The 25,047-nt window shown below is 65.2% G+C and carries 21 protein-coding genes, 1 tRNA gene and 1 other RNA gene; 7 read left to right on the top strand and 16 right to left on the bottom strand.

The genetic code is table 11. The features are described from left to right. Positions 1 to 75: 75 nt before the first annotated feature. From Y705_RS0102140 to Y705_RS0102130, 3 genes are all read right to left on the bottom strand, one after another. Positions 76 to 903, bottom strand: coding sequence for an ABC transporter permease (locus Y705_RS0102140; RefSeq protein ID WP_026531661.1), 828 nt, complete (start codon positions 901 to 903; stop codon positions 76 to 78). Then, positions 900 to 1,943, bottom strand: a complete 1,044-nt coding sequence (locus tag Y705_RS0102135; RefSeq protein ID WP_026531660.1) for an aliphatic sulfonate ABC transporter substrate-binding protein — start codon at positions 1,941 to 1,943, stop codon at positions 900 to 902. Before Y705_RS0102135 ends, Y705_RS0102140 begins: the two co-directional genes overlap by 4 nt. Positions 1,944 to 2,021: 78 nt before the next feature. Then, positions 2,022 to 2,834 carry an ABC transporter ATP-binding protein gene (locus tag Y705_RS0102130; protein ID WP_026531659.1) on the bottom strand — a complete coding sequence of 271 codons (813 nt, stop codon included), beginning with the start codon at positions 2,832 to 2,834 and terminating at the stop codon, positions 2,022 to 2,024. A 297-nt stretch (positions 2,835 to 3,131) separates the two neighbouring features. On the opposite strand from Y705_RS0102130, the gene Y705_RS0102125 reads away from it, so the two are divergent. Further along, on the top strand, positions 3,132 to 3,548 hold the full coding sequence (locus Y705_RS0102125) for a CoA-binding protein (RefSeq protein WP_026531658.1): 417 nt from the start codon (positions 3,132 to 3,134) through the stop codon (positions 3,546 to 3,548). Positions 3,549 to 3,571: 23 nt separating this feature from the next. On the opposite strand, the gene Y705_RS0102120 is transcribed toward Y705_RS0102125, so the two are convergent. After that, positions 3,572 to 4,384 carry a DUF1206 domain-containing protein gene (locus Y705_RS0102120; protein WP_026531657.1) on the bottom strand — a complete coding sequence of 271 codons (813 nt, stop codon included), beginning with the start codon at positions 4,382 to 4,384 and terminating at the stop codon, positions 3,572 to 3,574. Between the two features lie 152 nt (positions 4,385 to 4,536). Here Y705_RS0102120 and Y705_RS0102115 point away from each other — a divergent pair, with 152 nt between their 5' ends. Further along, entirely contained in the window at positions 4,537 to 5,100 is a 564-nt protein-coding gene (locus Y705_RS0102115; protein WP_026531656.1) for a DUF1990 family protein, read from the top strand. Positions 5,101 to 5,106: 6 nt separating this feature from the next. Here the strand turns inward: Y705_RS0102115 and purL are convergent, their stop codons facing one another. The 5 genes from purL to Y705_RS16705 form a co-directional block, all read right to left on the bottom strand. Continuing rightward, positions 5,107 to 7,398, bottom strand: a complete 2,292-nt coding sequence (gene purL / locus Y705_RS0102110; protein WP_026531655.1) for a phosphoribosylformylglycinamidine synthase subunit PurL — start codon at positions 7,396 to 7,398, stop codon at positions 5,107 to 5,109. Beyond that, entirely contained in the window at positions 7,391 to 8,188 is a 798-nt protein-coding gene (purQ, locus tag Y705_RS0102105; RefSeq protein ID WP_081737703.1) for a phosphoribosylformylglycinamidine synthase subunit PurQ, read from the bottom strand. Before purQ ends, purL begins: the two co-directional genes overlap by 8 nt. Next, positions 8,185 to 8,445, bottom strand: coding sequence for a phosphoribosylformylglycinamidine synthase subunit PurS (purS, locus tag Y705_RS0102100; protein ID WP_026531653.1), 261 nt, complete (start codon positions 8,443 to 8,445; stop codon positions 8,185 to 8,187). The genes purQ and purS overlap by 4 nt, the downstream gene beginning before the upstream one ends. A 159-nt stretch (positions 8,446 to 8,604) precedes the next feature. After that, positions 8,605 to 8,985: an SSI family serine proteinase inhibitor gene (locus Y705_RS0102095; protein WP_049822136.1), complete on the bottom strand. Its 381-nt coding sequence runs from the start codon at positions 8,983 to 8,985 to the stop codon at positions 8,605 to 8,607. Positions 8,986 to 9,203: 218 nt separating this feature from the next. Continuing rightward, entirely contained in the window at positions 9,204 to 10,145 is a 942-nt protein-coding gene (locus Y705_RS16705) for a hypothetical protein (protein ID WP_049822135.1), read from the bottom strand. A 210-nt stretch (positions 10,146 to 10,355) separates the two neighbouring features. Between Y705_RS16705 and Y705_RS16700 the strand changes: the two genes are divergently transcribed. Next, the gene (locus Y705_RS16700; RefSeq protein WP_049822134.1) at positions 10,356 to 13,478 is read left to right on the top strand and encodes a S8 family serine peptidase; all 3,123 of its coding nucleotides are present in this window, start codon (positions 10,356 to 10,358) and stop codon (positions 13,476 to 13,478) included. A gap of 111 nt (positions 13,479 to 13,589) precedes the next feature. Then, positions 13,590 to 13,832 carry a hypothetical protein gene (locus Y705_RS0102080; protein WP_049822133.1) on the top strand — a complete coding sequence of 81 codons (243 nt, stop codon included), beginning with the start codon at positions 13,590 to 13,592 and terminating at the stop codon, positions 13,830 to 13,832. A 31-nt stretch (positions 13,833 to 13,863) separates the two neighbouring features. On the opposite strand, the gene Y705_RS0102075 is transcribed toward Y705_RS0102080, so the two are convergent. Continuing rightward, positions 13,864 to 15,150: an aspartate kinase gene (locus Y705_RS0102075; RefSeq protein ID WP_026531650.1), complete on the bottom strand. Its 1,287-nt coding sequence runs from the start codon at positions 15,148 to 15,150 to the stop codon at positions 13,864 to 13,866. A 282-nt stretch (positions 15,151 to 15,432) separates the two neighbouring features. On the opposite strand from Y705_RS0102075, the gene Y705_RS0102070 reads away from it, so the two are divergent. Together Y705_RS0102070 and Y705_RS0102065 are read left to right on the top strand one after the other, a co-directional pair. Next, on the top strand, positions 15,433 to 16,308 hold the full coding sequence (locus tag Y705_RS0102070; protein ID WP_253908446.1) for an ABC transporter ATP-binding protein: 876 nt from the start codon (positions 15,433 to 15,435) through the stop codon (positions 16,306 to 16,308). Then, positions 16,305 to 17,423: an ABC transporter permease gene (locus tag Y705_RS0102065; RefSeq protein ID WP_026531648.1), complete on the top strand. Its 1,119-nt coding sequence runs from the start codon at positions 16,305 to 16,307 to the stop codon at positions 17,421 to 17,423. Before Y705_RS0102070 ends, Y705_RS0102065 begins: the two co-directional genes overlap by 4 nt. Positions 17,424 to 17,474: 51 nt before the next feature. Here Y705_RS0102065 and recR read toward each other — a convergent pair whose 3' ends face one another. From recR to Y705_RS16690, 5 genes are all read right to left on the bottom strand, one after another. Then, positions 17,475 to 18,071, bottom strand: coding sequence for a recombination mediator RecR (recR, locus tag Y705_RS0102060; protein WP_026531647.1), 597 nt, complete (start codon positions 18,069 to 18,071; stop codon positions 17,475 to 17,477). Positions 18,072 to 18,152: 81 nt separating this feature from the next. Continuing rightward, entirely contained in the window at positions 18,153 to 21,086 is a 2,934-nt protein-coding gene (locus tag Y705_RS0102055; protein ID WP_026531646.1) for a DNA polymerase III subunit gamma and tau, read from the bottom strand. Between the two features lie 9 nt (positions 21,087 to 21,095). Further along, positions 21,096 to 22,028, bottom strand: a complete 933-nt coding sequence (gene gluQRS, locus Y705_RS16695) for a tRNA glutamyl-Q(34) synthetase GluQRS (RefSeq protein WP_049822130.1) — start codon at positions 22,026 to 22,028, stop codon at positions 21,096 to 21,098. A gap of 75 nt (positions 22,029 to 22,103) precedes the next feature. Next, positions 22,104 to 22,199: signal recognition particle sRNA small type (gene ffs / locus Y705_RS20935), an RNA gene on the bottom strand. 88 nt (positions 22,200 to 22,287) lie between these two features. Next, a complete protein-coding gene (locus Y705_RS16690) occupies positions 22,288 to 23,505 on the bottom strand; it encodes an HNH endonuclease signature motif containing protein (protein WP_275450792.1) in 1,218 nt (405 codons plus the stop codon). A gap of 445 nt (positions 23,506 to 23,950) precedes the next feature. On the opposite strand from Y705_RS16690, the gene Y705_RS0102040 reads away from it, so the two are divergent. Beyond that, positions 23,951 to 24,035, top strand: a tRNA-Ser gene (locus Y705_RS0102040). A 73-nt stretch (positions 24,036 to 24,108) separates the two neighbouring features. Here the strand turns inward: Y705_RS0102040 and Y705_RS0102035 are convergent. Next, the gene (locus Y705_RS0102035) at positions 24,109 to 25,026 is read right to left on the bottom strand and encodes an oxygenase MpaB family protein (RefSeq protein ID WP_049822161.1); all 918 of its coding nucleotides are present in this window, start codon (positions 25,024 to 25,026) and stop codon (positions 24,109 to 24,111) included. Positions 25,027 to 25,047: the final 21 nt, after the last annotated feature.

The raw sequence follows: 25,047 nt of genomic DNA, 5'->3' as shown, positions 1-25,047 counted from the left end.
CGAGCCGGCGGGCCTGCTCCTCCCAGAACGCGATGCGCGCGGCTTCGGTCTGCAGGGAGTCCTGCTCGGTGACGTTCACACCCATCGGCGGACAGCCCACCTTTCGGCCAGGCCCAGCAGGGCATCGGTGGTCTTGCCGATGACTGCGAGCAGGATGATCGCGAGGAGGATGCGGTCCACCCGGCCGTTGTTCTGGGAATCGATGAGCAGGAATCCGAGCCCCATCGAGGAGGCGATCAGTTCAGCCGCAACGAGGAACAGCCAGGCCTGCGCCAGAGCGAGCCTCAGCCCGGAAAAGAGGGCGGGAACGACGGCGGGCAGCTGCACGGTGGTCAGCAGCCGGATGCCGCTCAGGCCGAAGGCCCGCGCCGCCTCCACCAGGTTGCGGTCCACGTGGCGCAGCCCGAGGTAGAGCGTGGTGAAGACGGGGAAGAAGGCGCCGATCATAATGAGCGTGACCTTCGAATCCTCGTTGATGCCGATCCACAGGATGAGCAGCGGGACCCACGCGAGCGAGGGCACAGCGCGGATCGCCCCCACCGTCGGAGTCAGCAGCAGGTCGGCGATGCGGGACAGCCCGAGCAGGGCGCCGAAGACGATGCCGAGCGCGGCTCCCGCCAGGAACCCGATCAGCACGCGCTGCGTCGAGATGAGGATGTGGTTGAGAAGCTCGCCGCGGTTGAACAGCTCGACGGCGGCGGTTGCCACGGCACGGGGTGACTGCAGCTCGGCGGGGCTGAAGTAGCCGGTCTCGGTGCTGATGTGCCAGGCGACGAGGAGCACCGCCGGGAAGATCAGGCCGATCAGGGCGGCGGAGATCCGCGCGCGGGCGCGGCGTCCCGCGGGGCGTGAGGGAGCAGCAGGCTTTTCCGCAACCGCAGCGGCACCGATCATTTGGGTCATGAGGAAGCCGCGATCGCGGCCGGATCAGCGCTCTTCACCAGCGAGTCGTCGAAGAGGGTGTCCAGCGCGTCGTCGATCTGCGACTGCTCGGCGACATCCCCGGTCTCGACGAACACGGGGCCGATTTTTTCGAGCACGGCGCGCTGCGCGTCCCCGGGAGCGGGATCGACGTCGAGGTTGGTGCGGTCGATGATCACGGCACTGGCGATCGCCGGATCGATCCCTGCCACGTCCGCGAGGATCGCAGCGGTTTCTTCAGGGTTGGCCTTGGCCCATTCCCGGGCCTTCTCATACGCGTTGACGACGGTCTGGGCGACGTCGGGCTTCTCCGCCAGGAAGGCTTCCGTGGCGTTGAGGAAGCCGTAGGTGTTGAAATCGATGTTGCGGAAGAACAGCTCGGCGCCGTCCTGCTCCGCCGAGGCCATGATGGGGTCGAGCCCGGACCACGCGTCCACGGCACCGCTCGCAAGGGCGGCGCGACCGTCGGCGTGCTGGAGGTTCTGCACCTCCACCTCGGATAAGTCGACACCGGCGGACTCGAGGGCCTGAAGTAGGAAGAAGTAGGGATCGGTGCCTTTGGTGGCGGCGATGGACTTGCCGCGGAGGTCCTCGACGCTTTCGATCCCCGAGCCCGGCAGTGCCACGAGGGCGGCCCATTCCGGCTGGGAGTAGATGTCGATGGCCTTGATCGGCGAGCCGTTCGAGCGGGCCAGCAGGGCGGCCGATCCGGCGGTGGAGCCGACGTCGATGGCACCGGCACGCAGCGCCTCGTTGGCCTTGTTGGAGCCGGCCGACTGCACCCAGTTCACGGTGATGTCCTGGTCGGCCAACTCATCCTCAAGCCAGCCCTGCTCCTTGATGATGAGGCTCAGGGGATTGTAGGTGGCGAAGTCGATGTTCAGCGTGCCGCCCTGGGTGGCTCCGTCCGTTGCCACGGTGCCGGCCGATGTCGAGGCGTTTTCTCCCGCGAGGCATCCGGTGAGGCTGAGGGAAAGGGCTGTTGCAAGGGCTGCGGTCCGGAAGAGTGAACGGGGTTTCATGGGAATCCTTTGGGAAGTGGCATGCGGAAAAGAGGGATGGCCCGGAAGAATCCGGGTCGGAAGGGGTACTTGCGCGGGTCAGTGCCCGGTGACGCCCAGCATTCGAAGGAGCGAGCTGCGCAGGGCGCCGAGTTCGGCGGAGTTGCGGTCGCGGGGACGTTGCCCCGGAACGGGAACGAGTTCCGCAATGGTGGAGCCGGGGCCGTCGTCGTTGCGTCCGAGCACGAGGATGCGGTCGGCGAGTTGAAGGGCTTCGTCGACGTCGTGGGTCACCAGCAGCACCGTTGCGGGCTGCGACTGGTGAATCTCCAGGAGGAGGTCCTGCATCTTGATCCGGGTGAGTGCGTCGAGGGCGCCGAACGGCTCGTCGAGCAGGAGGACGCCCGGATTACGTGCCAGCGCCCGGGCCAGCGACGTGCGCTGGGCCATGCCGCCGGAGACCTCGCGCGGGCGGTGCTTGGCGAAGAGGTCGAGGCCCACCAGCTTCAGGAGCTCGAGGACCTTCGCCTTGCCGGCACTGGCACTCGAGGCCTTCGGCAGGCCGATGGCCACATTCGCCTGCAGGGTATGCCAGGGCAGGAGCCGAGGTTCCTGGAAGGCCACGGCACAGCGTTCGTCGATTCCGCTGACCGGTATGCCGTCGATCAGGACGGTCCCGGTATCAGGAACATCGAGGCCGGCCGCGGCGCGGAGCAGGGTGGACTTGCCGCAGCCGCTGGTGCCGAGGATGGCGAGGATCTCGCCGGCCCTGACGTCGACGGTGATGTCGCGCAGCACGACCTGCCGGTTCCCGGCGGAGCCGAAGCTGCGGCCGAGCTGTGAGAAGGACACGTCGAGCGCCTGCTTGCGGCGCGTTGGAGCGGTGCTGGTGCGGGATGCCAAAACGGTCATGGTTACTCCATCGGTCCTGGCGGTAGCACCCTACGGAACAAGCCTTCGCCGGTGCCTTTCGGCGGCCGGTTCCCTTGGCCTGCTCCTTGTTATTGCCGGTATCAGGGGGATACGGACAACCAGGGTTGCTGCGGCTTCACTGATCCAGGTCTCTCAGCCGCTCGGGATGGTCACCTCAATGAAACGCCCGGACGCCCCTTTCCCACAAGTCGACGCCGTAACAAAGCGACACCCGGCACCGGCACCCTTCTCAGCCGAAACGCCTAGGCTGGGGGAAAGTCCGAGGAGAGGCGCATCATGGCACACCGGAACGACCCCGCCGTCATCCGTCGGCTGTTGACGGTTCGCGGCCGCTGGGCAGTGGTCGGATTGTCCAACAACCCCCGACGTGCGGCAGTCGGTGTTTCGCGCTTCCTCCTCGACCGGCTCGGGATGGAGATCGTGCCGGTGAGCCTCAAGGGCGACGACGTCCACGGGCAGACCGGGTATCAGACGCTCGCGGAGATCCCAGGGGGAATCGACGTCGTCGACTGCTTCGTGAACTCGACACGCGTGGGAGCCGTGGTGGACCAGGCAATTGCCGTAGGAGCCAAAGCCGTGTGGCTGCAACTGGGTGTGATCGACGAATCGGCGGCGGAGCGGGCCAGGGCGGCCGGGCTCGACGTCGTGATGGATGCCTGTCCCGTCATCGAGGCACCGCAGTGCGGGTTGTAGCGTCGGGTCTGTAGCTTCGACGTTCACATGCGCTGGTAACGGGAGCGCACCACCATGAAAATTCCGTAGCAGATGAGTCCCACGGCCACCGCGCCGAGGAGCCAGATACCGAAGGGCGCCTCCTGGAGGGACTTCAGGGCGCCGTCGATTCCCGTCGACTCCTCGGGATTGTTCCGCACCGTGGCGAGGACCAGCAGTACGCCGAGCACGCCGAGGGCGGCGCCCTTCGCCACATACCCCACGGAGCCGAGGGTGAGCACCGCTTTGCCGGCGCCGCCGCCCGGTAGGGACTTCAGGTGCTTGCGGAACCGCTTGGTCACCCCGCTGTAGGCGAAGTAGCCTCCCGTCCCGATCACCCCGACGCCGATCGCGATGAGCAGCGCCGACCCCACCGGGTTGGACATCAGTGAGGCACTGATCGACTGGGTGGACCCGCTGCTGCTCGTGGATCCGCCGAGAGCGTAGACGCCGAAGGTGACGCCGATCGCCCCGTAGATCACTGCCTGGCCGGCGAACTTGAGTTGACGCCCGAGTTTGTCCTTCCCGAGGCTTTTCGTCGCGAAAAATGCCTCACTGAGCATGAACAGGCCAAGAGCGCAGCAGCCCAGGAAACACGCCCAGAGCAGGATGCTGCCGCCCGGACTCGCCGACAACTGGGCAATGGCTCCGCTCTGGTCGGCGCTGCCCGAGCCGCCGGAGGCAATGCGAAGGGCAATCGAGCCAATCAGAATGTGGAGCAGGCCGGCGGCGATGTAGCCTGCACGGGCCGCGAGGATGAAGCCCCTCGAATCGGTGGCGTCCGCTGCCTTGGTGGCTTGCCGTTCGATCTGGCCCATGGGTCCTCCTGCTGAGATGTTCCCTTATCCTGCCACTTCGCGGGGGCTCGGGCGCGTCTTTCCGGCGATATTCTGGAGTTTCCCCGGTGCCCCGGGTCCCGGTGATCCTCTCGGGAGGTTCTGTAGGTGCGGCAAGTGACAGGTGGAGCAGCATGAGGCAGTTCACGTACCCGGACGTCGGCGCGACAGACAGGCCCTATCCCGAGGAGCTCGACGGCGGCTGGCCGGAGGGCTACCGGGGAATGGCCGAGGCGCACGTCATCGACGCCGCTGATCCCGCTGCCGCCTTCCTCAGGCTGACCCACGGCATCCTGTCCTGGGAACTCCATCGCGGCGCAGGCCTCACCATGACGCCGGATGCGCCCCGAGCCGCGCCGGGCGGCGAGGTGGTCTCCGGTTTCGGCGTCGGCAGGGCGCGGATCAAGGCACCCTGCCGGGTTGTCTGGGCGAGGGAGGCCCTGCTCGACAACGCAGGGCGCGCTGTCCCCGGGCAGCGGGCCGGTTTCGGGTACGGCACCCTGAAGGGCCACCCCGTGAAGGGGGAGGAGGGCTTTTACGCCGAACTGACCGCGGCGGGAAAGCTGATCTTCACCTGTAGTGCCTACAGCGTTCCCGCGAACCTTCTCTACGCGATCGGCTCCCCTGTCACCCGGCTCACCCAGCGTTACGTCCTGTCCCGCTATGTCGGGGCGGCGCGGAATATCGCGGGGCGGTGAAACGCCCTACCCGAAGTGCCTCGGCAGGGTTCCCTCGTGTGCCTCCCGCAGTTGCCCGAGCGGCAGGTTGAAGTACCCCTGGACATCGAGCGCCTGGTTCTCGGCATCCACCACGCCGATGCGGATCGTCGGGAAGTTCCGCGCGGTGCACATGTCGTTGAAACGGACCTCTTCGGAGCGGGGAACGCTGACGACGGCGCGGGCCTGGCTCTCACTGAACAGCGCGGTGAATGCGTCGACGCCGTCGCGCTCGCACAGCTCGTCGAGGCCGATGCGGGCGCCGACGCCGAAGCGCAGCGCCATCTCACACAGCACGGCAGCGAGGCCGCCCTCGGAGAGGTCGTGCGCGCCGTCGACCATGCCGTCCCGCGAGCAGTTCACGAGGATGGCTGCGAGCGTCTTCTCCGCGGTGAGATCGACGGCGGGGGGCCGGCCGCCGAGGTGCCCGCGGAGATTGGCCCATTCGGAGCCGTCCAGTTCATCCTTCGTGGTGCCGATCAGGTAGATGGCCTGCCCGTCCTCGCGCCAGCCCGACGGCGTGCGGCGCGCGACGTCGTCGAACACGCCGAGCACACCGACCACCGGGGTGGGGTGGATGGCCACGCCGCCGGTCTGGTTGTAGAGCGAGACGTTCCCGCCGGTGACGGGGACGCCGAGTTCCTGGCAGGCGTCGGCAAGCCCGCGCACGGTCTCGGCGAACTGCCACATGACCTCGGGGTCCTCCGGCGAGCCGAAGTTGAGGCAGTCGGTGACGGCAAGCGGCTGGGCGCCTGAGGTTGCAACGTTGCGATACGCCTCGGCAAGGGCAAGGCGTGCACCCTCGTAGGGGTTGAGGTAGGAGTAGCGCCCGTTCGCGTCCGTCGAGATTGCGACGCCGAGGCCGGTTTCCTCGTCGACGCGAACCACGCCGGCGTCGTCGGGCATGGCGAGCGCCGTGTTGCCCTGGACGTAGCGGTCGAACTGGTCGGTGACCCAGTCCTTCGAGCACATATTGGGCGAGGCCATGAGCTCCAGTACTGCTTCCCGCAGATCCGCAGGCTGCTCGCCGGAGAATGCATCTGCCTGCACCCCGTCAAGCCACCCGGGCCGGGAGTAGGGGCGCTCGTAGACCGGGCCGTCGTGGGCCACGGTGCGGGGATCGACGTCGACGATCTTCTCGCCGTCCCACTCGATGATGAGCCTGCCGGTGTCGGTGACCTCGCCGAGCCACGAATACTCGACGGCCCACTTTTCCAGAATCGCCTCGAAAGCCTCAGTGTTCTCCGGCGTCACGACGGCCATCATGCGTTCCTGCGACTCGGACATGAGGATCTCGCCGGGGGTGAGGCTCGGGTCGCGCAGCAGCACGTTGGTGAGCTCCACGTGCATGCCACCGTCGCCGTTCGAGGCCAGTTCCGAGGTGGCGCAGGAGATTCCGGCGGCGCCGAGGTCCTGGATGCCCTCCACCACCGAGGCCTGGAACAGTTCGAGGCAGCACTCGATGAGCACCTTTTCCGCGAACGGGTCGCCCACCTGGACGGCGGGACGCTTGGACGGCTTATTCACGTCGAAGGATTCGGAGGCCAGCACCGAGGCGCCGCCGATGCCGTCGCCACCCGTGCGGGCGCCGAAGAGGACAACGCGGTTTCCGACGCCGGACGCGTTGGCGAGCCGGATGTCCTCGTGCCGGAGCACGCCGACAGCGAGGGCGTTGACCAGCGGGTTCCCCTGGTACACCGCATCGAAGACCACTTCGCCGCCGATGTTCGGCAGGCCCAGGGAGTTGCCGTAGCCGCCGATGCCGGCCACGATCCCGTGGACGAGGCGCGGGGTGTCGGGGTGGTCAATGGCGCCGAAGCGCAGCGGATCCATCACGGCGACGGGGCGAGCGCCCATGGAGATGATGTCGCGGACAATACCTCCGACGCCGGTCGCGGCGCCCTGGTACGGCTCTACGAAGGAGGGGTGGTTGTGTGATTCGACCTTGAAGGTCACGGCCCAACCGTCCCCGATGTCGACCACACCCGCGTTCTCGCCGATCCCGACGAGCAGGTGCTCTTTCATGGCGTCGGTGACCTTGTCACCGAACTGCCGAAGGTGAACCTTGGAGGACTTGTAGGAGCAGTGCTCGCTCCACATGACCGAATACATGGCGAGTTCGGCACCCGTGGGGCGGCGCCCGAGGATCTCCTCGACGCGCTGGTACTCGTTCTCCTTCAGGCCGAGCGCCGCCCACGGCAGGCTCTGGCCCGGGGTGGCTTCGGCGTTGGCGACAGAGTCGATGTGGAATTTTTTGGACGTATGCGTCAACTTAGCCAACCAACTTCTTGAGTACCGAGGTGAAAATGCCGAGTCCGTCGATGCCTCCGCGGACCCCGACCGCGCCCTTCGCTGACGAATCGGGGCCGAACCCGGCCTCGACGGCGTGCTCGGGGTGGGGCATCAGCCCGACGACGTTCCCTGCCTCATTCGAGATGCCGGCAATGTCCCGGCGCGAGCCGTTGGGGTTGCCGTCCACGTAGCGGAACACCACGCGGCCTTCCCCCTCCAGCACGTCGAGCGTGTAGTTGTCGGCCACGAATTGACCGTCCTGGTTCTTCAGCGGGATGACGAGCTCCTCGCCCTGGAAGTATTCGGAGGTCCAGAAGGTGTCGGCGTTCTCGACGCGCAGCCGCTGGTCCCGGCAGAGGAAGTGCAGGGAGTTGTTCTTGATCATCGAACCTGGCAGCAGATGGGCTTCGGTGAGGACCTGGAAGCCGTTGCAGATGCCGAGCACCGGTAGGGCACGGGCATTTCCGCTGGCGCCGCCGGCCGCCGCGGCAATCTGCTCCATCAGCGGAGCGAAGCGGGAGATGGCGCCGGCGCGCAGGTAGTCGCCGTAGGAAAAACCGCCGGGAATGATGACGGCGTCGACGCCCTGCAGGTCATGGTCACCGTGCCACAGGTGGATCGCGGACCCGCCCGCAAGGCGCACGGCACGCACTGCGTCGCGGTCATCGAGCGATCCGGGGAAGGTGACGACGCCGACCCTCACGCCGTTGAGTGGGTTGTCGGCGTTGTTCGAGGCCACTGGCTGAGGGCCGCCGATCAGGGGCGTCTCGACGCTCACTGCGCGTCCTCCTCGAGAACCTCCACGCGGGTCACGTCCTCGATCACGGGGTTCGAGAGGAGTGTCGATGCGGCCTGGCGGGCCTGCTCGAGCACCTCGGCCGTGACCTCGCCCTCGACGGTGAGCTCGAACCGCTTACCCTGGCGGACGCCGGCAAAACCGGTGAGGCCGAGCCGGGGAAGTGCTCCCGCAATGGCTTTGCCCTGCGGGTCAAGGATTTCAGGTTTGGGCATGACATCGACAACGATCCGGGGCATCCGGCAACTCCTGTGGGGCGGCGAGGGCTGGGAGTACCAGCATTAAATGCGATAGCCCGGAAGTGCCGTCTCACGCTGGTGGCCAGCGCTCCGCGAGCTTGCCCTCCAAGTCTATTGCACATCCTCTCCGCACTTCACCTTGGGCGTCGCCGGAACCCACTAGACTGCGCCGCCTGAGCCGAGGATGCTGCGGACGGCGTTCCAGCGCGAGATTTCGCAGCCGTCCGTCAGTGCGAACCGCGCACGGACCTGCGTGCCGTCCACCGTCCCGCTGATCGAGGCCGTCTGTGGTCCGCCGTACTGCTGCGTGCAGGCCACATTCGCATCGGGCAGTGCATTGAAGAAGTCCGCTCCGAGGCGTTGCACAGTGGCGCAGGCTTGGGTGGCGTTGGGCAGCGTGGTGTTCGGGCCCGGCGTGTCGCCGGAGCATTCGAGGACGTAGCCGACGGGTTCTGCAGTCTCGGACTGCCGGATCTCGACGGTGAGGAGGGTAGCTGAATCGGCGCTGGGGACCGACGACGACGGGGCGGGGGATGGCATGGCGGACTCCTGGCTCGGACTGGGTGGCGCTGGGGGCGGCATGACGGACTCCCGGCCGGAAGGAGCCGGGTCACCGGGAATGCCATCCGGGGCGCCACAACCGCCGAGCAGGAGGGCGAGGGCGACGAGCGCAAGAGGGTGCCGGGGAGCTCGGGACAGGGCGACCCGTGCCGGTCGGCGGTATACGCGTTCCATTCGCCTCCTCGTGGGATTTTCGTTCAGCGTAGCGGCAGTGCCGGCCGACAGGGCTGGGCAGTCCCGCCGGGTTCGATGCCTCCGGCGGTCTCGACAGCCCGCTCGAGTTCACCCAGGAGCCGGCGCCGCAGATCCTGCGACTCCACCGAGAAAACGCGCTGCTTCCGAACGTACTCCGCCTTGCCCTCCGGCGTCTCGATCCGGATGGGTGGGAACCCCCACTCGGAGAGGTCATACGGCGACGCCCGCATATCCATGGCACGGATGCGCCAGGACAGTTCGAAGCAGTCCATGACGATCTCGCTCGAGAGCAGTGGAGCAAGCTTGTACGCCCATTTGTAGAGATCCATGTTCGCATGCAGGCAGCCGGGTTGTTCGAGGTCCCGCTGGTTCTCCCGCGTGGGCGTGATCTCGTTGCGGGGCGCCGCTTCGGGTGTGTAGAAGCGGAACGCGTCGAAGTGGGTGCAGCGGATTTTTGCATCCTCCACGACGCCGTCCGTTCCCTCAGCACCCAGCCGCAGCTCGAGATACTCGTGGCGCACGCCGTTGAGCCGGGACTTGTAGGCCATCGCCCACTCATGGAGACCGAAGCAGCCGAACTGTGCGGGACGGGCTGCCGTCCCCGAGAGAATCGTGCGGGTGAAGTCGACTGTGGCTCCGCGGTCGCTGAGGAAGGCGACGACGTCGACGCCCACGCCGGCGTCGTTCTGCGTGTAGTACTTCCAACCGGTCCGTTCCCGGGCCGTGACCCCCGCCAGTATCACTCCGGCCCCGGGGTGCCACCTCGAAAGCTGTCCCGGTTTCTGGTTGTAGTAGGTGAAAAGAAAGTCCTCGACGGGGTGCTTCGCGCCGGTGGAACGGCGGAGGAGATACGGTTCCGTGAATCTGCGGACGCGCACCTGGTGGGCCTGCTCGAGCGGGGCCCACTCCGCTTCGGGGAGGAGCGTGGCGGATCGCGAGGACATTACTTCATTATCACCTCCCTGCAATTCCGTACATAGTCGGCAAAGAACTTCGGCAGATCTCCCGCTTTCCGCTGGAGGAATGGTGTTGCCTGGGGTAAGTTTGTGACCGCTGTGACGCTTGTGACTGTAGTCACAAGAGGAGTCTCATCCAGGGTCCCAGCATGAGGGGATCGGCGATGCCGCGCCCGCACTGACGAAAGGCACTTTCCTATGACACGACAAGGCCACGCCGTGCCGCGGAGCTCCAGGTTCCGCACAGCCACGGCCATCGCTTTGGGGATGCCGCTACTCATGGCATCAGCCTCGCTGGCACCGGCCGCGATCGCGGCGCCGGCGCCCCTGCAGACCGCCCCCCAGATCCAGGGTGCCGACAGCTTCGAGGACGGCTCCTACATCGTGATGCTGCGGGAGCATCCACTCGCCTCCTACGACGGAGGAACGGAGGGGATTCCGGCAACGAAACCAGGCAAGGGCGAAAAGCTGAAGCTGGATTCACCGAACGCGCGGGCCTATGAAGCGCGTCTGAAGAAAAAGCAGCAGGACGTCGCGGCCGCAGTCGACATCGAGGTCGACTCCTCCTACACCGTCGCCCTGAACGGCTTCGTTGCAGAACTGACGGCGGGCCAGGCCTCACAACTGGCAAAGAACCCCGATATCTACGCAGTGGCGCCCAACGTGCAGAACAGCCCAGACTACTCGAGCACTGAATTCCTGGGTCTCCCAGGTGAGGACGGTGTGTGGGCCAGCCAGTTCGGCGGCGTCGAAAACGCGGGCAAGGGCACTGTCGTGGGTGTCATCGACACGGGCTACCGGCCGGAGAATGCGTTCCTGACCGGCGCCCCGGTCCAGCCCCTCACGGGGGCGCCCGTGGTCGGCGAGCCGTATCTGACTCCCGAGGGCGGGATCGCGATGTTGAAGTCCGACGGCACCACCTTTCTGGGGGAGTGCGAGGTCGGCGAAGAGTTCGACGGCAGCGCGTGCAACTCGAAGGTCCTCAGCGCCCGCTACTACGCTGACGATTTCCTTCAGTTCGCCACTCCATCGAAGAACGAGATCCTTTCGCCGCTGGACATCGATTCCCACGGCACCCATACCGCCTCGACTGCCGCAGGTAATGCGGACGTGCAGGTGTCGGTCGACGGACGTGACTTCGGCAAGGGCGCCGGCGTTGCTCCCGCCGCAGCAGTAGCGGTCTACAAGGTCTGCTGGGAGAATGCCCGGGCAACGGGCGGTTGCTACAGCTCCGCCTCGGTATCGGCGATCGAACAGTCCATCATCGACGGCGTGGACGTCCTCAACTATTCGATCTCGGGAAACAACAACTCAACCACCGACCCCGTCGCCATGGCGTTCCTTTCCGCGGCATCGGCCGGGATCTTCGTTTCGGCCTCGGCCGGCAACTCGGGCCCCACAGCGAGCACCGTCAACCACAGCTCGCCCTGGCTGACCACGGTGGCTGCGAGCACCTTCTCGCACGAGCTCCAGGGCACGGTCGAGCTCTCTGACGGCACCAAGTACCGCGGTGCCTCGGTGATGAACCGGAACGTTCCCCAGACCGCCGTCGTTCTCTCGGCTGATGCGGGCCGCGATGATGCGGACGCCTCGGACGTCGCCCTCTGCACTCCGGGCACTCTCGATCCCGCGAAGGTTTCCGGCAAGATCGTGGTCTGTGACCGCGGAGTCATCGATCGTGTACGCAAGAGCGCAGCCGTCCTTGAAGCTGACGGCGTGGGGATGGTCCTTGTCAACGTGACTCCGGGATCGCAGGACCTCGACCTGCATGCGGTGCCCACGGTGCACGTGGACGGCACTGCCATCAAGGAAAAGCTCGCAGCGAACCCCACGCTCACCGCCGCGCTGATCGATGAGGACACTACCGGTCTTCCTACCTCACCTGACCCGCAGGTTGCAGCGTTCTCCTCGCGCGGACCGTCGCTTGCTGTGAATTCCGACCTCCTGAAGCCCGATGTGGCAGCCCCAGGTGTCAATGTGCTCGCAGGCATCTCGCCGGTGAAGACGGGCGAGAACTTCGGGTTCCTCTCCGGGACCTCCATGGCCGCCCCCCAGGTCGCCGGCCTCGGAGCCCTCGTCCTGGCGAATAACCCGGTCTGGTCGCCGGCAGCTGTGAAGTCTTCCCTCATGACCACCGCGGGTGACCTCGTCAATGAGGACAGCAGCACAAATGAGGATCTCTTCGCAACCGGAGCAGGCCATGTGAACACGGCAGGTCTGCTCACTCCCGGTCTGGTGTACGACGCCGACGTGGACCACTGGAACGGCTTCCTTCAGGGCCTCGGAGCCGAACTGGGCCTGAAGAAGAAGCAGGTCGTGGAGGCACGGGATGTCAACGTGCCGTCCTTCGCCGTGGGTAACCTCACCGGCAAGGTCACCGTCACCCGTACCGTCACCGCCACCGCCACCGCACCCGGCAGCTACACCGCCAGCGTTGAGCTTCCCGGAATCGACGCAGTGGTTTCTCCCGCCGAGCTCGACTTCGCGGCGGCAGGGGAATCGAAGTCGTTCGAGGTCAGTTTCGAGAACAGGACGGCGGCACTTGACGCGTTCGCGATGGGTCACCTGACCTGGACCGAAAGCCGAGGAACCACTGTCACCTCACCCGTCACGGTGCGTCCGGTCACAGCCGTTGCTCCCGAAACCGTCTCCTTCAAGTCGTCCAAGGGTTCCGGATCCGGTAAATTCGACGTCGTGTCCGGACTCGACGGCACGGTAGATGTTTCGGTGCAGGGCCTCGCGAAGGCAAATCGCAGCGACATCGAACTGGTGCCCGGGGGTGCCCCCAACTACTTCAGGGCGGACGAAAGCAACAACGTCAGTGAAGTAGTGGTTCCCGAGGGAACGTCACTCGCGAAGTTCGCAGTGAACGCAGCCGACGCCGCTGATGACTTCGACCTTTTCATCGTCACACCACGGAACACGCTCCTGTCAGCTGCCACGGCCTCCGCCAGTGAAGCGCTTGTGCTGGCCGACCCGATGCCGGGCACCTACCGGATCATCGCGAATCTGTTCAGCACCACCGACGGGGGAACCGGAGCCGGTACCGTCGAGTCCACGGTGCTGGAGGGCGACGAAGGAAACATGACGGTCAGCCCAAATCCGTTGCCGGTCCGGAACGGCAAGGGGGCCAAGGTCACCGTGTCCTGGAACGGCCTCGAGCCAGGCAGCTACGTGGGCCGTATCGGATTCGGTACCGGACCAGCAACCGCCGTCAGCCTCACCGTCGGCGCAAGTGGCTCGGTGACTGCTGCTTCTCCCGAAGCCACTGTTGTGGTGGAGGGTGGAGCTGCCACCGTCGAAAGTTCGCTGCTCCGCTAGGAGCCTGCTCGACTGAAGGGACCGGCGTACGCGGCTGCCGGTCCCTTCTGCTGTCCTGAAGCTGCCGGTGCCCTAAACTGGAGTGGCTCTCTGCGGAAAGGTGCTGGCTCCATGGACAAGAATCCGGTTGAAAAAGAAGACGAGCCGGCACGGCCCGGAATAGTTGAACGGTTCATGAGGGCGACCGGCAAGGCGCGGATCTTTCTCGGTCCGGCGCAGTCGAGTTCCCTCGACCATCCCATGACCGCGGAGAACGAGGCGCTGCTCCAGCAGCAACGTGTCGAGGCAGACCAGTGGGAAACCGTCACGCGTGCCGATGGAAGCACCTATGTCGTTCCGCGCAAAGTTCGGTAAGACTGCTGTCGCCGCAAACAGTGTCGAGGAGCTAGCGGCCGGAGCCCGCGTATACGGTAGCGGTGGCTTCGCCGTCGAGCTCGAAAGCCGCGTGGACCGCTCGAACCGCAGTGTCCAGGAGTTCGGCGCTCGTCACCACTGAGATGCGGATCTCCGACGTGGAGATCATGTCGATGTTGACGCCCGCGTCGGACAGGGCCCGGAAGAACCGGTAGGACACCCCGGGGTTGGACCGCATTCCGGCTCCGATCAGCGAGAGCTTGCCGATCTTCTCGTTGTAATCGACAGCTTCGTAGCCAACCCGGGCCTGCGCCTCGCCGAGCGCGGCGAGTGCCGCGGCTCCATCCACGATGGGAAGGGTGAACGAGATGTCGGTGCGGCCTGAGCCGTGCGTTGAGACGTTCTGGACGATCATGTCGATGTTCGTATGCGCCCCGGCCACAATCCCGAAGATCTCGGCCGCCTTGCCTGGAATGTCAGGCACTCCCACCACCGTGACTTTGGCTTCGGAGCGGTCGTGCGCTACGCCCGAGATGATTGGCTGTTCCAAGGGTTCTCCCTCTTGAATCGTGATCTTGTCGTCGGGGCTGGGCAGTACCCAGGTGCCCTCCTGGTGGCTGAAGGAGGAGCGCACGTGAAGGGGTACCCCGAACCGGCGGGCATACTCCACGCAGCGCAAGTGCAGGATCTTGGCGCCGGACGCCGCCATCTCGAGCATTTCCTGGCTCGAGATGGTGTCGATCTTCTGCGCGGACGGCACGACGCGTGGGTCCGCGGTGTAGACGCCGTCGACGTCGGTATAGATCTCACAGACGTCCGCATCCAGTGCTGCAGCCAGGGCGACGGCGGTGGTGTCCGACCCCCCGCGGCCCAGCGTCGTGATGTCATTGCTGTCGCGGCTCATTCCCTGGAAGCCTGCGACGATGGCGACGTCCCCCCTTTCGATGGCTGTGCGGATCCGGTGGGGAGATACATCGATGATGCGGGCCTTGCCGTGGATGGCGTCGGTGATCATGCCGGCCTGGCTTCCGGTGAAGGAGTGCGCGGAGGCTCCGAGGCTGTTGATGGCCATCGCGAGGAGGGCCATGGAAATCCGCTCACCGGCACTGAGCAGCATGTCCATTTCGCGGGCGTGCGGATCACTTGACACCTGTGACGCCAGATCAAGGAGCTCATCAGTGCTGTCGCCCATCGCGGAAACCACGACGACCACCTGGTTGCCGGCCGCCTGCGTCTCGACCACCCTTCGAGCCACGCGTTTGATGCCCTCGGCATCGGCGACCGAGGACCCGCCAAACTTTTGAACTATGAAGCTCACGCGCTCACTCACCGATCATTGACATGGAGTTGACGATGCCGGACCCAGAGCGTCTCGACGACCTGCAATCCGACCAGCACGGCAACCCTGGCGACTGGTGCGGCCGTCCGAGGCATGCCTGATGAAGACGGGACACCGTGCAAGTGTAGCGGCGGGACCGGAAGTCCTCGAACTTTATGTCGGGTTCCGGGGTTCAAGAGGGTGACCTGTGTCATAGGGTCGACCTATGACCAACGAACATGGGGAATCGTTGTCGACGGCGTCGCGCGGAAGTTCGGTTCCGTGCAGGCAATTCGGCACATCGATTTCGTGGCACCCCCGGGCGAAGTGACGGCCCTGATCGGGCCCAACGGATCGGGCAAAACCACACTGATGCTCATTCTGGCGTCGCTTCTTGCTCCTGACTCCGGGAAAGTGCGGGTAGGCGGCTTCGATCCGGTGGCCGAGACCGCTGCCGTGCGTCGGTCGGTCGGTTGGATGCCCGACACCCTCGGCTTCTGGGAGTCCCTCACGACGCTCGAGGTCCTGACGACGCTCGGCGCACTGTACGGAATGCATCCTGACCAGCGGTTGCGGCGGTCACAGGAACTTCTCGAGACGGTGAACCTCGCCGAGTACTCCGGCCAACCCGCGAGGGTGCTGTCCCGGGGTCAGCAGCAGCGATTGTCGCTGGCACGGGCGCTCATTCACGATCCGCAGGTCCTGCTGCTCGACGAACCGGCGTCGGGCCTCGATCCGGGCTCCCGCGTGGAGCTGAGGACGCTGTTGAGGAACCTCGCAGCCGGAGGGAAGACGGTCGTGGTGTCGAGCCACGTTCTTTCGGAACTGGACGAGATCGCGGATCGGGCCGTCTTCGTCAGCAGGGGAGAGTCCGTCAAGAGCCAGACCATCGACGAGGCAGGGTCACAGATCCGCCGCTACTGTGTCCAGGCAGAACCGATGTCCGCGCTTGCGGAGGCGCTCATCAGCCATGGTGTCCGATTCGAGGAGCGGAATGATTCGAGGCGCACCGAGTACCAAGTGGAACTGGCCGGAACTGCTGAGGCAGCGTGGCTGCTGCGCACCCTGGTGTTGGCCGACGTCGTCGTGACGGCGTTCGCGCCCGCCGGCGGAGCATTGGAGGAGACCTACATGAGCCTGGAAACGGATCGACGATGAGCACCGAAACCGACCCGCACCCCGCTGCTGAAAGGATAGTCCCGGCTGACAGCCTCCCCTTCTGGTCCGCCAGCGGGACGGTGTTCTGGCTCGAGATGCGTCAAAGGCTTCGCGCCAGGGGGTGGTACATCCTGTTGGGCGTCTGGCTCGTCGTCCTTGCCTTGATCTTTGTCCTGGCCAGCGCCTTCCTGGGCGCGAGCGACAACGAGGGCCCGGTCCTCTTCGACATGGTGGTCGGATTCGTGCTGTTCTTCGGCCTGCTTGTGGCTCCCGGGCTGTCAGCGAATGCCGTCAACGGCGATCGCGCGGCAGGAACCCTGGCGATCCTCCAGGTCACCCTGCTCACGCCTGGCCAATTGCTCGTCGGAAAATGGATGGCGTCCTGGGCCGGTTCGCTGGCATTCCTCGTGGTGAGCTGTCCGTTCATCTTCTGGTCCCTTGCGTTGGGAGGCGTGCGTGCCGGGGAAGCGTTCGTCTCCCTCGGAATGCTCGCACTGGAGTTGGGGCTGGTTGCCGCTATCGGAGTGGGCGTCTCCGCTTTGGCCAACCGCCCCCTGTTCTCCATCGTCGTCACCTACATGCTCGTTGCCATGCTGACCATGGGGACGCTCATCGTCTTCGGCCTGACCATGCCGCTGGTGTCCGAACGGACGACAGTCACCATGTCCTATCAGGTTCAGACCGGGGCCGAACTGTTGGACGAGACGACCATTCCTGATCCAGCCGACTTCGAGTGCGTCACCGACACCTACATCCAGGACGTACCCCGAACCGAGCGGACCGCCTGGCTTCTGGCGGCGAATCCCTTCGTTGTTGTTGCGGACGCCGTACCCTATGCGCGTGACCGGCAGGGTCCTACGTCCCTTGGCGGGCAGTTTGAACAGCCTGGAGTTATGGAAGCGATCAGCCAGGGCGTACGGACCATGCAGGCCGGACCCGACAACGACGTGACCTGCGAAGAGATCGGCGTGGCCCCCGACCTTGAGGGACAGCCCCCCATCTGGCCGCTAGGGGTTGCGCTCCAAAGCCTCCTTGCCGGGGGGCTGCTGCTGCTGGGACGGAAAAAGCTCACGACGCCGGCTGCCCGACTGGCGCCGGGGACCAGAATCGCCTGACGGTGGCGCCGCTGTGCCTCGTGCCGGCCACTTCACCTGGCGGTTCGACAGTTACGACATGGCGCGGCGGCCCTCGAAGGCGCGCCCGAGAGTGACTTCATCGGCGTATTCGAGGTCGCCGCCGACCGGCAGGCCCGAAGCCAACCGGGTCACCGGGATTCCGATGGTCTTGAGCATGCGCACCAGATAGGTGGCAGTCGCTTCGCCCTCGAGATTGGGGTCGGTGGCGATGATGATTTCCTGGATCTGCTCATCGGACAGCCTGCTGAGAAGCTCGCGGATACGTAACTGCTCAGGGCCGACGCCTGCGATCGGATTGATGGCACCGCCCAGGACATGGTAGCGACCTCGGAAAGAGCGTGTCCGCTCCACGGCGACTACGTCCTTTGATTCTTCGACAACGCAGATCATGGTCGGATCCCGGCGCGGATCGCGGCAGATTCCACATGTTTCCTGTTCAGCGACATTCCCGCAGATCGCGCAGAATTTCACGCGTTCCTTCACTGTGGTGATCGCGGTGACGAGCCGTTGCATGTCTTCACTGTCCGCCTCGAGGATGTGGAAAGCGAGGCGTTGCGCGGACTTCGGGCCCACTCCCGGGAGGCGTCCCAGCTCATCGATAAGCTCCTGGACTGCGCCTTCGTACACGTAACCTTCTTCATTCGGCTGATGATCATTGGACGCTGTCCCCGGCCACTATGACGGCGGGTAACACGCGTAGTGCGGACTCTACTGTGGTTCGACGCTTCGCTCTTCCACCAGGCGCCCGTTGAGTATGCGTTCAATAGCGGTTCGGCCCACCAGACCGGACTCCTCGAGCGTTTCATCGTCTGCGCTGGGAACATCTTCGACGTACCTCAAGTCTACGGCGCTGTTGTTCGCTGCAGCCGACTCCACCCGCTTGCGCTCGGCCTCGTCGAGCAACCGCTGGTACCGGCTCACGGGCTTGTTCCCGGCATCAGGGACAGCATCAGCTGTCCGGGCGCCATTCGTGAGGACGTCACTATCGGTTGGCGAGGAGCTTGCTGATGCCGGAGCCGTTAGCGCTGCGGGAGTCGCTTCCGGAGTCTTGTGAGTGGTCCCGGTGGTCCCGGTGGTCCCGGTGGTCCGGGGACGCACTGGATCGGGTGGACCCGTGCGTTGCTGCTCTGCCGGACCCGTGCGTTGCTGCCCGGCTGGATCCGGCCTTTGTGCGAAGGTCGCAGGACCGGTGTCTTGCTCGTCGGAACGGGAGCTGCCGGATTCTGCCCGTGCTTCTGGGCGGGATGGGTTCGAGGAGGTCGCTGGCGCTTCTGCTTCGCCCTCCTTCGGGCGGGAGCCTCCAGCCACTGACGTGCCTTGCCACCCCGGCCCGGGATCGTAGGAATCCTCGGGTGGCTCCACCATTGCCCAGGAATCATCCGAGTCACGGGGACTCCAACCAGCGGTGGTTTCTCGCGACGAATCCGTGTGGGCCCTAGTCCTCCGCTCGGCAGTGATATCGGAATCCGGCTCCGACACGGCGCCCCGGCCGGGTTCGCTGTTGGGCCTGGCGTTGGAGTCAGGACCGGGTTCGCTATTGGCCCTGGCGCTGGAGTCAGCACCGGACGCACTGCCCGGCTCAGCGCCGGTGCCACGGCCAGCACTGGGTGCGCTGCCGGGCCTGGCGCTGGAGACGGTTCCTTCGGACTGCCCAGTGCCTGCATCGATCGGCGTTCCGGTGCTCTCACCGGGCCCGGAGCCGGGCTCTGCTCCGGATGTCGTTACCGCTGTCGTCAAAACGTCGGCGGGCCGTTCGGCTCCGGTGTCGGGGGTAGGTACAGTTTTTCCGACGTCCCTACTCGGGGTCGGCCGGGCGGCCGGTACTTTTGGGCGCGCCTCACCCGCTGCCGCGCCGTCGTGCAGCGCCTCGATTTCACAGGCGAGCCCGAGGACCTTGTGGATTGCCTGTTTGAGGTTGTCGGCGTGCGGGCCGCGTTGGAAGGCGATGGCATTGCCCGGCGTGGTGAATGCAAGCACCAGGACGTTCCCCTCGAGCGAGCGCGGTTTGGCAGCCACATTGACGTTCAGCCAGGTGATGCGCTTGATCTTGGCCAGCTCGTCCATGATCTCCGGCCATGCTCGCCGTACCATCTCAATCTGTCCGGCACCGCCGACGCCGGAAGCCGGAGCGGAATGAACCGGAGCGGAATGAACCCGAGCGGAACCGGCACCCTGGGCAGGCGCTGATTCGGAGTCGTGAGCCGCCGCGGTAGGAGGAGTGCGCGCCGAAACCTGGGCAGGGTCCGAAGTGCGGTTCGGAGGGGGACTGGAGGAAGTGTCCGGAGCAGCGCCGGGCTGCTCATTCCCCCGGACCTGCACCTCATCGGATCCTGCGGTGTCAGCGGTGCGCGCTCGTGGTGTGGGGTCATGGGGAACATCGGAGCGTGACCCCGCGCTGGCTGGTGCTGGTGTTGGGAGAGCTGTCCCGCTGTCAGTTCCAGCCTCACCGGCGCCGCCGTGCTGGGGAATTCCACCATTTGCATACTCGAGCCGGCGCTCGATGCGGTCGACCCTTGCGAGTGTCCCGCGGACTGACTGGTCTGCAGCTGGAAGGAGCAACCGTGCACACAGGAGCTCAAGATGCAGCCGGGGAGACGTGGCCCCCGTCATCTCGGTGAGGGCCGTGTTCGTGACATCCGCGGACCGCGACAGCTCGCCGCCGCCCAGTTGGTTCGCCTGGGCCCGCATGCGGTTCAGCTGGTCGTCCGGAATGCCGCGCAAGATCGAGGCAGCCCCTTCCGGAACGGCATTGATGACGATGAGGTCGCGGAAGCGTTCCAGCAGATCCTCGACGAACCGCCGAGGGTCGTGGCCTGTCTGGATGACGCGGTCGACGGCGTTGAAGACTGTGCCGGCGTCACCTGCGGCCACGGCGTCGACGACGTCATCCAGGAGCGTCGCATGGGTATAGCCCAGCAACGACACCGCGAGTTCGTAGTCGAGCCCCGTTTCACCTGCACCCGCCATGAGCTGGTCGAGTACAGAGAGCGAGTCCCGTACAGATCCGCCACCGGCCCGCACTACGAGTGAGAGAACGCCCGGGGCGACCGCCACGTTCTCCTGACGGCACAGTACCTCCAAGTAGGCCATGAGTGGTTCCGGCGGCACCAGTCGGAAGGGGTAGTGATGAGTACGTGAACGAATGGTGCCGATGACCTTGTCGGGCTCGGTGGTCGCGAAGATGAACAGGATGTGTTCGGGTGGTTCCTCGACGATCTTGAGCAGCGCGTTGAAGCCTGCCGAGGTGACCATGTGGGCTTCGTCGATGATGAAGATCTTGTACCGGTCCCGGACGGGAGCGAACGTAGCGCGTTCCCGGAGGTCGCGCGCATCATCAACTCCTCCGTGACTCGCGGCGTCGATCTCAATGACGTCAAGGCTGCCCGAGCCGTTGCGTGCCAGTTCTACACAGCTGTCGCAGACGCCGCAGGGCGTCGAGGTAGGGCCGCTTGCGCAGTTGAGGCACCGGGCGAGGATCCGCGCCGACGTCGTCTTCCCACAGCCGCGCGGGCCGGAGAAAAGATACGCGTGGTTGACGCGGTTCTTGTCGATCGCGACCATCAGCGGATCGGTGACGTGCTCCTGACCTATGACATCCGCAAAGGTTTCCGGGCGGTATCGGCGGTAAAGGGCTGTACTCACAAAGAAACCTTATCGGTTGGGGGTGACAGAAGGCGTGCCGGTGGAGAAAAGGGTGGTGGCAGTGACAATCCAGGGCTCGCGGGGAAGTTGCGCCGGGTCGAAGGCCCGCAACGCAGCTGCAAGGGAACCCGCGGGCAGGCCGAGTGACCCGAGGATTATGTCCCGTACCCGCAGGGCGCCGAGACCTTTGGACGCCAGATCCTCGAGTGTCACCGCTCCGTCGCGTTTTGCAAGCCGCTGGCCCTGCGCATTCACGGCCAGCGGTACGTGCGCATAGCGCGGAGCGGGCAGGCCCAACAGCTGACCAAGATAAGCCTGGCGTGGCGAGGAGCTCAGTAGGTCATCCCCCCGCACCACCTGGTCGACGCCCTGTGCCGCGTCGTCAATGACTACCGCAAGATTATAGGAAGGCACACCATCGTTCCGCCGGATCACGAGGTCATCCACGGGACCGGTATATTCTCCGAGAATCTCGTCAGCAACGGTCCAGGTTCCGACGTCGGCCTTGAGACGTAGCGCCGGTGGTCTCGCGAGGCGAAGGCGTGCACGTTCTGCATCCCCAAGCCCGCGGCAGGCGCCAGGATAGATTCCGGGGACCGCATGCGGTGCGGACGACGCCTCAGCGATATCACGACGCGTGCAGAAGCACTCATAGAGCAGGCCGTCCCGGTTCAGGCTCTCTATGGCAGTGGCGTAGCGATGGCTGGAGTCGCTCTGTCGGGTTACCGACCCATCCCATGAGAGCCCGGAGGCCAGGAGCTCGCGGATCTGCGCATGTTCAGCCCCTGCCCGGACGCGGTCGAGGTCCTCGATCCGGAGCAGGAACCGGCGGTCAGTACTGCGTGCAAAGAGCCAGGCCAGAATGGCCGTGCGGATGTTTCCAAGGTGCAGTTCGCTCGTCGGGCTCGGAGCAAAGCGCCCTGCACCCGTACTTTTCCGCACTGGCCAGCCCCTCGCCCTTCCGCAATCAGAATCCCTGGCGCCTGGCGCATCCCTGCATGCATCGGCCGGGGTTAAAGTGAAGACCCCTCATGCACCTGCCAGAGCCCGCTTACCCTTGCTACCTTCCGGTCCTGGGGGAGTTCACAGGATGACACCACATGAGGGGCCGGGAAATAGTCTACACAAGAACGCCTGCCGCCATTTCCGGCCGTAGCCGATCCCAGGGCCGGCCGCGGTAGTCCCGATGGTTGTTGCAGCCTCAGAATGTTGGCACGTCCAACACTTCGCCCCGAGACGACGGCGGCCTCTCCGGCTCCGTGGTGTAGCTCCGTCCGGCAGGGGAGGACCACTCGAGAACTCTCCCTCGGCGCTGGCGAACAGACCACCCCGCCTCATGCTTCATCCGGTGGTGCTTGCGGCAGAGAGCGGCGAGGTTGTCGTGGCTGGTTGGCCCGCCGTCCTCCCAACTGACGGTGTGGTCGAGTTCGGCTCGGCTGGCAGAACGATTACAACCAGGGAACCTGCAGGTTTTGTCACATGCCCGCACGTAAATCTGGAGGTCTTTCGGAACCCGATAGCGGCGCCGGCCGACACTGAGCACTCCGCCATCCACCGGATCTGTCAGCACCCGCATCATGCTGGGCGCGTGCGCAGCAAGTTGCCGGGCAACCGTAGCCGGGACGGGGCCGTATCCCTCGAGATCGGCGGGGGCGTCGCTGTGTCCGAGCAGCGAGAGCACTGGAATGGTCACGAGTACCTGGGCTTTGATGCGCCGAGGGTGGGTGTGTCCCTTCCGTTCCGGCATTTCACTACCAAGAATGAGGTCAGTGAGGACATCGACGCGCAGCTGGCCGAGCGTTCGAGATTCTTCGGTCCCCTGGAGGGATAGTGCCACTGTGCTCACACGGTTGAACAGCGCAAGGGCGCTTTCGGCTGGGAGGAAAGCACCGAGGTACGCCATGCCATCTCCCGCCGGTTCCACGTACAAGCGCCGGTCCAGTTCGGCCTTCCGCCGCCGATCCGCCTGCGCCTCGGGATGTGCGCATTCTCGAAGGCGCCGGGCGCGGATTGCCAGCTGGACCCTCGTGAGATCCGGCTCGACCACCAGTAGTTGGTCCTCGAAACCGGAACGGCTTCCGACTGGAAGTCCCGACCCCTCACGAACGATGGTTCGTGCGTGCTGGTAGTGGATGCGGCCTTTTTCCAGGGCGGAAAGAGTATGCGGGAAGTCCTCAACGAGAGCTGCCGACTCGTTGATGAGATAACCGGCCACTCCTTCTGGAATGCGCAGCACGCATGCGGTTTCACTCACCGCGTTCATCGCTGCAAACCGCTGGCGGCGTACAGTCCCGGACCCCGCCACCAGAGATTCTTCAACGCGGTGGACAACGCGCGCCTTGAAAGCTGCCAGCCAGTTCTCCAGCCGGGCGGCTGCGGCGAGCGTCTCAACCGCCTTCTCCGGTGGAAAACTCCTGATTATCTCAGGATCCAGTTCCGTGAGCGCCCGGGCGATCGTCAGGGGATCGCTTTCGAGGAAGTCGTGGAGTGACTCGTCAAAAAACGTGTCGTCGAAGGCCTGCTCGTCAAAACCCTGTTCCTCCAGGAGCTGCTCGTCAGTGATGGCTTTCCGAAAAAAGCCTCGTCGGAGGCTGATGAATCAGGGGCGAACCATTCGTCGTCGAACACACGAGCGTCCGGGGTGAAGGGTCCCCCGCCGAAGGCAGCGCTACCAGGAGCGGGGGGTTCGTGCCCGATGATGCCGAAATTGAAGGGGGCATGTCCCTTGCGGGTGCTCTGTGCTGTCCCACCTGCTGAGCCGGAAACCATGAATACAGTCCATCATCCGCCACTGACAAAACGGGAAGTAATCCCGATTCGGTACATCAACCATGTACGGGTAGTCTGGTATCTGCTCCAAATCAGGAGGATTCGCCTAGCGGCCTATGGCGCACGCCTGGAACGCGTGTTGGGTTCACGCCCTCGGGGGTTCAAATCCCCCATCCTCCGCACTTCGATAAGTAGATGTGACGAGTAACAGGAAAGCCCCCGCCTTGGCGGGGGTTTTCCTGTTACTGAATCGCTACACTGCTGGGTGGTTCGTTGCATCCACTTTCGTGACCCGCGCGATCCGCCGCTTTGCGGCTGCCTCGCTGGGGCCCTCGGATCCGAGGCCGAGCCGGACCAGGCCCATTACAAGACGCGTTGCACCTTTGATGGGCAGGGGAATGGGCCCAAGCGCTGGGGCGCGGAGCTCTAGCAGGTCCCGGTGGCGTGGCTCAAGCGTGGCAACGGCCGCCGCAAACAAGATGCGGTACCCGAGACGTTGTGATCGGGGCAGCGGAGGCCGTTTGATGTACCGGAGGGCTTCCTGAACCTGGCCGCTGTTCGTCAGCTCATGGTCGAACAAGGCCAATTGCGCAGCGAGGTCAGCCTCCGACCGTGGTGGGCTATCGACCCCCATCAACTCACCCGCCCGCGCCCATTCAGCCACGTACTGGTCGGGCCCTCCCTGAATCGGTCCGCCGTAGGCTTTATGCGCTGCAAGGAATGCATCAGTGAAGGCGAGATGCACCCAGCGTATGAGGGAGGGATCCGCCGCGGTATATTGCTGTTCAACCCCATTGCTGTCGACGTATGTACCGGTCACCCGTGTATGGAGCCGTTTGACGAAGGCCGATCCTTCCTTCGCAGCGGTGGTGGATCCGTAGGTGACAGTGAAAATCCACCGAATGGTATTGGCCAACCTCCCGAGGGGGTCTTCTCGGAACGACGAATGGTCGTGGACTCCCGCCATCGCTCCCGGATGAAGAGTCTGCAGCAACAGCGCACGGATTCCGGCCACCAGGGGCGTCATCGAGCTATGAATTGCCCACGCCGCCGACTCCGGTGGGAAGTAGCCGACGTCGTCTCCGGATTCGAGCTCCTCGGCCCACATTGGAGGCTCATCGCTGTTTGCGGTGAAAGTCTTGCGGAGTTGGGTACGCCATCGGGAAACCATGCCTGCCACCCCGTCATTATG

The organism is Arthrobacter sp. H41 (assembly GCF_000520535.1).
GTDB lineage: Bacteria > Actinomycetota > Actinomycetes > Actinomycetales > Micrococcaceae > Arthrobacter_D.
Note: the sequence above shows the minus strand (reverse complement) of the source record. Positions and strands in the feature narration are given on the sequence as shown.

What these genes read in the sequence shown, in the direction of transcription:
- Y705_RS0102135 (WP_026531660.1), bottom strand. Translation starts at nt 1,943, where the DNA reads ATGAAACCCCGTTCACTCTTCCGGACCGCAGCCCTTGCAACAGCCCTT.
- Y705_RS0102080 (WP_049822133.1), top strand. Translation starts at nt 13,590, where the DNA reads ATGGACAAGAATCCGGTTGAAAAAGAAGACGAGCCGGCACGGCCCGGA.
- Y705_RS0102115 (WP_026531656.1), top strand. Translation starts at nt 4,537, where the DNA reads ATGAGGCAGTTCACGTACCCGGACGTCGGCGCGACAGACAGGCCCTAT.
- purS (WP_026531653.1), bottom strand. Translation starts at nt 8,445, where the DNA reads ATGCCCCGGATCGTTGTCGATGTCATGCCCAAACCTGAAATCCTTGAC.
- Y705_RS0102065 (WP_026531648.1), top strand. Translation starts at nt 16,305, where the DNA reads ATGAGCACCGAAACCGACCCGCACCCCGCTGCTGAAAGGATAGTCCCG.
- Y705_RS16700 (WP_049822134.1), top strand. Translation starts at nt 10,356, where the DNA reads ATGACACGACAAGGCCACGCCGTGCCGCGGAGCTCCAGGTTCCGCACA.
- Y705_RS0102125 (WP_026531658.1), top strand. Translation starts at nt 3,132, where the DNA reads ATGGCACACCGGAACGACCCCGCCGTCATCCGTCGGCTGTTGACGGTT.
- Y705_RS0102140 (WP_026531661.1), bottom strand. Translation starts at nt 903, where the DNA reads ATGACCCAAATGATCGGTGCCGCTGCGGTTGCGGAAAAGCCTGCTGCT.
- Y705_RS0102095 (WP_049822136.1), bottom strand. Translation starts at nt 8,985, where the DNA reads ATGCCATCCCCCGCCCCGTCGTCGTCGGTCCCCAGCGCCGATTCAGCT.
- Y705_RS0102130 (WP_026531659.1), bottom strand. Translation starts at nt 2,834, where the DNA reads ATGACCGTTTTGGCATCCCGCACCAGCACCGCTCCAACGCGCCGCAAG.
- Y705_RS0102035 (WP_049822161.1), bottom strand. Translation starts at nt 25,026, where the DNA reads ATGGTTTCCCGATGGCGTACCCAACTCCGCAAGACTTTCACCGCAAAC.
- Y705_RS16705 (WP_049822135.1), bottom strand. Translation starts at nt 10,145, where the DNA reads ATGTCCTCGCGATCCGCCACGCTCCTCCCCGAAGCGGAGTGGGCCCCG.
- Y705_RS0102120 (WP_026531657.1), bottom strand. Translation starts at nt 4,384, where the DNA reads ATGGGCCAGATCGAACGGCAAGCCACCAAGGCAGCGGACGCCACCGAT.